The 5,722-nt window shown below is 71.6% G+C and carries 4 protein-coding genes and 1 pseudogene; 3 read left to right on the forward strand and 2 right to left on the reverse strand.

Annotated features, from left to right (window positions below; genetic code table 11):
- Window positions 1-700: pseudogene (locus VFZ20_RS17075) on the forward strand (hypothetical protein); the annotation flags it as partial.
- Between the two features lie 686 nt (window positions 701-1,386).
- Here VFZ20_RS17075 and VFZ20_RS17080 read toward each other — a convergent pair.
- Entirely contained in the window at window positions 1,387-1,923 is a 537-nt protein-coding gene (locus tag VFZ20_RS17080; protein ID WP_329685125.1) for an AAA family ATPase, read from the reverse strand.
- A gap of 27 nt (window positions 1,924-1,950) precedes the next feature.
- A complete protein-coding gene (locus tag VFZ20_RS17085; RefSeq protein ID WP_329685126.1) occupies window positions 1,951-3,144 on the reverse strand; it encodes an acyl-CoA dehydrogenase family protein in 1,194 nt (397 codons plus the stop codon).
- A 215-nt stretch (window positions 3,145-3,359) separates the two neighbouring features.
- Between VFZ20_RS17085 and VFZ20_RS17090 the strand changes: the two genes are divergently transcribed.
- Window positions 3,360-3,971 carry a TetR/AcrR family transcriptional regulator gene (locus VFZ20_RS17090; protein ID WP_329685127.1) on the forward strand — a complete coding sequence of 204 codons (612 nt, stop codon included), beginning with the start codon at window positions 3,360-3,362 and terminating at the stop codon, window positions 3,969-3,971.
- A gap of 240 nt (window positions 3,972-4,211) precedes the next feature.
- Entirely contained in the window at window positions 4,212-5,126 is a 915-nt protein-coding gene (locus tag VFZ20_RS17095) for a universal stress protein (RefSeq protein WP_329685128.1), read from the forward strand.
- Window positions 5,127-5,722: the final 596 nt, after the last annotated feature.

Here is a 5,722-nt window from a genome sequence, read left to right on the forward strand (position 1 = left end):
CGGCGAGGAGTTCGACAAGTTCGGCACCATCGCCGTGCTGCAGGGCGACCGCGTGCAGGTGGTGGACGAGGCGGGCGCCAGCCTCCCCGACTGCCCCGCCCTGCTGAGCTCGCTGCTGGGCTTTGACGCGCCCGCGCCGGCCGCGGGGCCCACCAGCGTGCTCATCCAGCTGGCCATCAGCATGCGCGCGCACCAGCGCGGCGGGTCGCTCATCGTGGTGCCGTCGGCGAGCGACGCGTGGCAGGCCAGCGCGGCCCAGCCCATCCCGTACCGCGTGGCGCCCTACGACGACCTGTCGCAGCTGCTGCGGATGAGCGAGGAGGAGCGCCAGCGTCCGTGGTGGCGCGAGGCGTTCCGCAACTCCGTGGACGCCATCGCGGGGCTCACGGCCGTGGACGGCGCCACGGTGATGGACGAGTGCGATCAGCTGCTGGCGTTCGGGGTCAAGCTGGTGCGCAAGCGCGGCAGCGAGCGGGTGGAGCGCGTGGCCGTGACGGCGCCCGTGGTGGGGTGCGTGGCCGCCGTCGTGGAGCCCACGGCCCTGGGCGGTACGCGGCACCTGTCCGCCGCGCAGTTCGTGCACGACCAGCGCGACGCGCTGGCCATGGTGGCGTCGCAGGACGGCCGGTTCACGGTGTTCGCGTGGTCCCCGTGCGAGGACATGGTGCATGCGCACCGCGTGGAGGCGCTGCTGATGTGAGACTGCAGGGAATAGGGAACAGGGAATAGGGAATAGCCTGCAACTGCTTTGCGCGTGATCAGGCATTCCCCGCCCTCGCTGTCATTCTGAGCGACCGAGGCGCCGGCTGGGTCTGGCCCTGTCCTGATGCGTCCGGCGCCGACCGAGCGAAGAATCTGGTCGCCGGAGTGCACGATCCCGCCCGTGCGCTGAGTTCGCGCGCGTGGGGGCCCGTGCACGGGCGAGTGCCGGGCGCGGCGCGAGCCGATTCTTCACTCCGCGCCGTCCAGCACGGGACGGATCGCGACGGCGCTCCGCTCAGAATGACAGCGCGGACGGAGCCCGTTGTCGCTGTTTCGTCTTCCCTTCCCCGCCCTCGCTGTCATTCTGAGCGACCGAGGCGCCGGCTGGGGGCTGGCACTGTCCTGATGCGTCCGGCGCCGACCAAGCGAAGAATCTGGTCGCCGGAGTGCACCATCCCGCCCGTGCGCTGAGTTCGCGCGCGTGGGGCCCGTGCACGGGCGAGTGCCGGGCGCGGTACGACCCGATTCTTCACTCCGCGCCGTCCAGCACGGGACAGAACCCGCTGTCGCTCGCTTCTGTTCAGCTGAGCTTTTTCAACCTCCCCCAGGGGTATTGGGGGAGGTGGGCGAGCTCCGCGAGCCCGGAGGGGGCGCCCGCGCGATTCCCGCCACGCGCCTCTCCCGTCATCCCATATCCATCGGCTCGGCCAGCAGCGCGTCGATGATCTCGCGCAGGCGCCCGACGCCCTGCTCCACGGACAGATCCGTCGTATCGAGCACGGGCAGGCCCAGCGCGTCCGCCTGGCCGCGCAGGTAGGCGGCCCACTGGTCCATCTGCGGCGTGGCAAGCTCCGGCTGGCCGCGCTCGATCAGCCGCGCGCGCCGCACGTGGGCGTCGCAGTCCACGAGGACGATGCCGCCGCACCGGACGCCCTCCGCCTCGAACGCCTCACGCACGAACGACGGCCGCACCTGCGCGTCCAGCACCACCGCGGACACGTCCAGGTCGCGCAGCATCCGCATCCACCGGTGTGTCATGGCCCGCTGCCACGCGTCGCCGCTGCCGTGCTCGCGCACCATCTCCTCCACGGACGGCACGCCGATGTCGTCAAAGTGCCGGCCGACGATCCCCGCGGGCGCCCCGGCCTGCAGCGCCCGCACCAGCGTCGTCTTGCCGGCACCCGACGCACCGGTCACCACCAGCACGGCCGGCATCTCCATCCACCCCTCCCGGTTGCTCGTCGAAGTCTACACGAACGCGCTGAGGCCCGTGATGGCGCGGCCGACGATGAGCGTGGTCATCTCGTTGGTGCCCTCGTACGAGTAGATGGCCTCGGCGTCGGCGAACAGGCGCGCGGCGCCGTAGTCCAGCAGGATGCCGTTGCCGCCCATCAGGTCGCGGGCGAGCGCCACCGTCTCGCGGCACTTCGCCGCGCAGAACTGCTTGGCCAGCGCCGAGTGCTCGTCGCGCTGGGTGCCGTCTTCCTGCATCCGCGTGACGCGCAGGGCAATCCCCAGCATGGCGGTGATGTTGCCCAGCATCACCACGAGCTTTTGCTGGATGAGCTGGAACCCGCCAATGGGTCGGCCGAACTGCTGCCGCTCGCGCGCGTACTTGACCGCGGCCTCGTACGCGCCCATGGCGCAGCCCACGGCCTGCCACGCCACGCCCGCGCGTCCCATGCGAAGGATGCGCCCCACGTCCGCGAACGTGTTCGCCCCCGGCAGACGGTCGCTCTCCGGCACACGGCAGCCCTCCAGGGTGATCAGCCCGCTCTGCACGGTGCGCTGGGCGATCTTGCCCGTGATCTTCTCTACCTGATAAGACGGATTCTCCGTGCGGACGAGGAACCCGTGCACGGCCCCGGGCTCCTCGCCCCGCGCCCAGATCACGACCACGTCGGCGAAGGGCGCGTTGCCGATCCACTTCTTCTGCCCGTCCAGCACCCACTCATCGCCGTCGCGGCGGCAGCGCATGGTGAGCCCGCCGGCCGTCCCGGAGCCCACCTCCGGCTCCGTGAGCCCGAACGCGCCGATGCGCTCCCAGCGCCGCAGGGGCGGCAGCCACTCCGCCTTTTGCGCGTCGGAACCGCAGAGGGCGATGGAGCCCATGCACAGCCCCGCGTGCACGCCGAAGAAGCTGGCCGTCCCGGGATCCACCCGCGCCAGCTCCATGCTGATGACGGCCCGGGCCACGGGCGGCGGGCCGGGCTCGTCGCGGTACCAGCCGTCCAGCAGGTCCAGCGTTCGGATCTCGTCGATCACCTGCCGCGGGAACGCCTCGCGCTGCCAGCAGTCGTTGACGACGGGCGCCACGACGGTCTCCATCAGCCGCCGCACCTTGAGACGCGTCTCGCTCTCCTCGTCCGTCAGGGTGCCGAACCAGCCGTAGAAGTCGGGGTCGATGGGCGGCGGCTCGCGGCGGCGTTCGGTGGTGGACACGCGGTGTGCTCCGGGGTGCGGGCAAGGATCCGTCAGGGGAACGGCGCCGGGAGGATGCGGATCGCGCGCCCGCCGCCGAACGGCGTTCGGACGCATGATGAGGCCCGCTCGGCGCGCGCGCAACCCTGGTTGACGGGTCGGGCGCCGCCGGGCACATTGGGCATCGGGCCGGGTTCCGGCTCGCCCCGATCGTCCCTCATCCGATGGTTCCCCCCATGCAGCAGCCCTGGACGGAAAGCGGCCTGCGCGCCGCCACGCTCGACACCACGCGCACGCTGCTGGTGCGCGACGGCTACGAGAACCTGTCCATGCGCAAGATCGCGCGGCAGGTGGGGTGCAGCGTGAGCAGCATCTACGAGCACTTCGCGGGCAAGGACCAGCTGGTGCACGCGCTGATCGACGAGGGTTTCTCGCGCTGGTACGAGGTGGTGCAGGAGGCGGCCGAGGCACCGGGGACGCCGGCGGAGCGGCTGGCGCTGCACTGCCGGCGGTACGTGGAGTTCGGGCTGGAGAACCCGGAGTTCTACGAGATCATGTACATGCTGCGGCCGCGGTTCACGGAGCGCTTTCCCCGCGAGTCGTTCCGGCGTGCCACGCGGTCCATGGACGTGCTGTCGCGCCTGGTGCACGAGGCAGCGCCGGGCGCGTTTCCCGGCGCGGAGGAGGCGCGCATCCACGCGCACGTGGTGTGGGCGCTCCTGCACGGCGTGGTGTCGACCATCGTGGCCTCGCGGCTGGACGTGCGCATCGACCAGGCGGCGTACGTGGACTCGTCCATCCAGTTCGCCGTGGACGCCGTCCGCCGCATGGAGCCCGCCGGCGTCTGAGACCAACAGACAAAAGATCATCTCACGCAGAGGGAGCAGAGGCAGCAGAGTACTCCGGTTCGGCGCGGAACTGTAGTACTGCTGCCTCTGCTCCCTCTGCGTGAGAATGCAGTTGGGTTTTTCCCGACGCGTGACGAGAGATCGCCCGTCGCGGGATGGGAAACCTTCCGATGACGCGGCGGACGGGCCAAGGCTAGCATGGGAGGAGACGTGATTCCCTGCCATCTGCCTGGAGGCCCCATGAACCGTCCGATCCGCAAGCTGGTGGCGGGAGTCGCCACCCTTCAGCCCGACGATCCCGCGCTCGCCGCCGCCCTGGCCCTTTCCGGCCGCACGGGCGCCGAGCTGCACCTGGTGCACGTGGACGCCGCGGAAACCATCCCCGGCATGGCCGTCTCCCTCAGCCGCACGGGCGCCCTGCGCGGCGTCGTGGAAAGCGTGGCGCCGGGCGTGACGGGCACGGGCCGCGTGGTATGCCGGGCCCTCAGCGGCGACCCGGAAAAGCGGCTGCGCGAGACGTCGGCCGCGTCCGGCGCGGACCTGCTGGTGGTGGGCGCCACGCGACGCGGCCCCCTCGCCCGTGCCGTGCTGGGCACCACGGCCACGCACCTGCTGCGCACCATGCGCATCCCCATGCTGGTGGCGCGCGGCCCCCTGCCGGAGCGCCCGTTGCGCGTGCTGATGACGACGGACCTGTCGCACCACGCGGCGCGGGCGCACGGGCGGGGGCTGGCCCTGGCACGCGCCCTGTGCGGCGGCGCCGCCCCGGAGATGCGCTCGCTGTACGTGCAGACGCCCTGCATGGCCGACGGGCCCATGCCCCTTCCCCTGCCCCCGTCCGGCATCGGCGAGCGCGACCTGCTGGAGTTCCTGGACGCGGAGAGCCCCGGCGCCGCCATCACCCCGCGGGTGCGCGGCGGCGACCCGGCGTCGGAGATCGTGCACGAGGCGCGCGAGTGGGAGGCGGACCTGCTGGTGATGGGCACGCACGGCCGACGCGGCGCCGCGCGGGTGTTCCTGGGCAGCGTGGCGGAGTCGGTGCTGTCCCACGCGCCCTGCGCCGTGCTCGTCATTCCGCCGCTGAGCGCGGAGCTGGCGGAGGTGCCGTCCGGGTCCGCGTGGGAGCTCGCCGGCCCGCCCGCCTGGGCCGTGTGAGCCCGATTGCGCCTGAAGATTGTACGGCAGCGATTTGCTGGGAGGGTGTTGCCAAACCTCGCGCTTCGAACCGCGTCATCCTGAGGAGCCGCCGCCTGAACGCTGTCCGAACGTGATCTTTGGCGGCGACGAAGGATCTTGCCCGCGAAACTCTGCGGCGACCCTCGTGCACGGAGCCCGTCCCCGAGTTTCGCACACAAAATTTCGCGAGGCAGGGACTTCGCCGCGGGACCGGGTCCTTGCCAGGATGGGAAGATCCTTCGGGACCGCCCGCATCCGGCGCGGTCGAGCTCATGAGGGCCCCTCAGGAAGACCACGGCTTGTCCCGGATCCGGTCGCCCCCGAGTTGGCCCCCATCATCCGAAAACGACGCGAGGTGCCGTCCCGGCCGGGGCGGCACCTCGGTTTGCGTGCGGATGGGATGAAGATCAGCCGCGGGCCAGCTGCTCGGCGAGCGCGGGAAGCACGTGGCCCAGGCGGCCTTCGACCTTGGCGGCGGCCATCTCGTCGGCGCGGGTGGGGCCCAGGTTCACGATGCCGATGGGCACGCCGTCCTGCTGCGCGCGATAGATGAACCGCCGCCCGGAGTACACCGT

Source organism: Longimicrobium sp. (genome assembly GCF_036280135.1).
Lineage (GTDB): Bacteria > Gemmatimonadota > Gemmatimonadetes > Longimicrobiales > Longimicrobiaceae > Longimicrobium.

Bases quoted from the DNA above. Each gene is read 5' to 3' on its own strand.
- VFZ20_RS17080 (WP_329685125.1), bottom strand. From the start codon at position 1,923: ATGGAGATGCCGGCCGTGCTGGTGGTGACCGGTGCGTCGGGTGCCGGC.
- VFZ20_RS17090 (WP_329685127.1), top strand. From the start codon at position 3,360: ATGCAGCAGCCCTGGACGGAAAGCGGCCTGCGCGCCGCCACGCTCGAC.
- VFZ20_RS17095 (WP_329685128.1), top strand. From the start codon at position 4,212: ATGAACCGTCCGATCCGCAAGCTGGTGGCGGGAGTCGCCACCCTTCAG.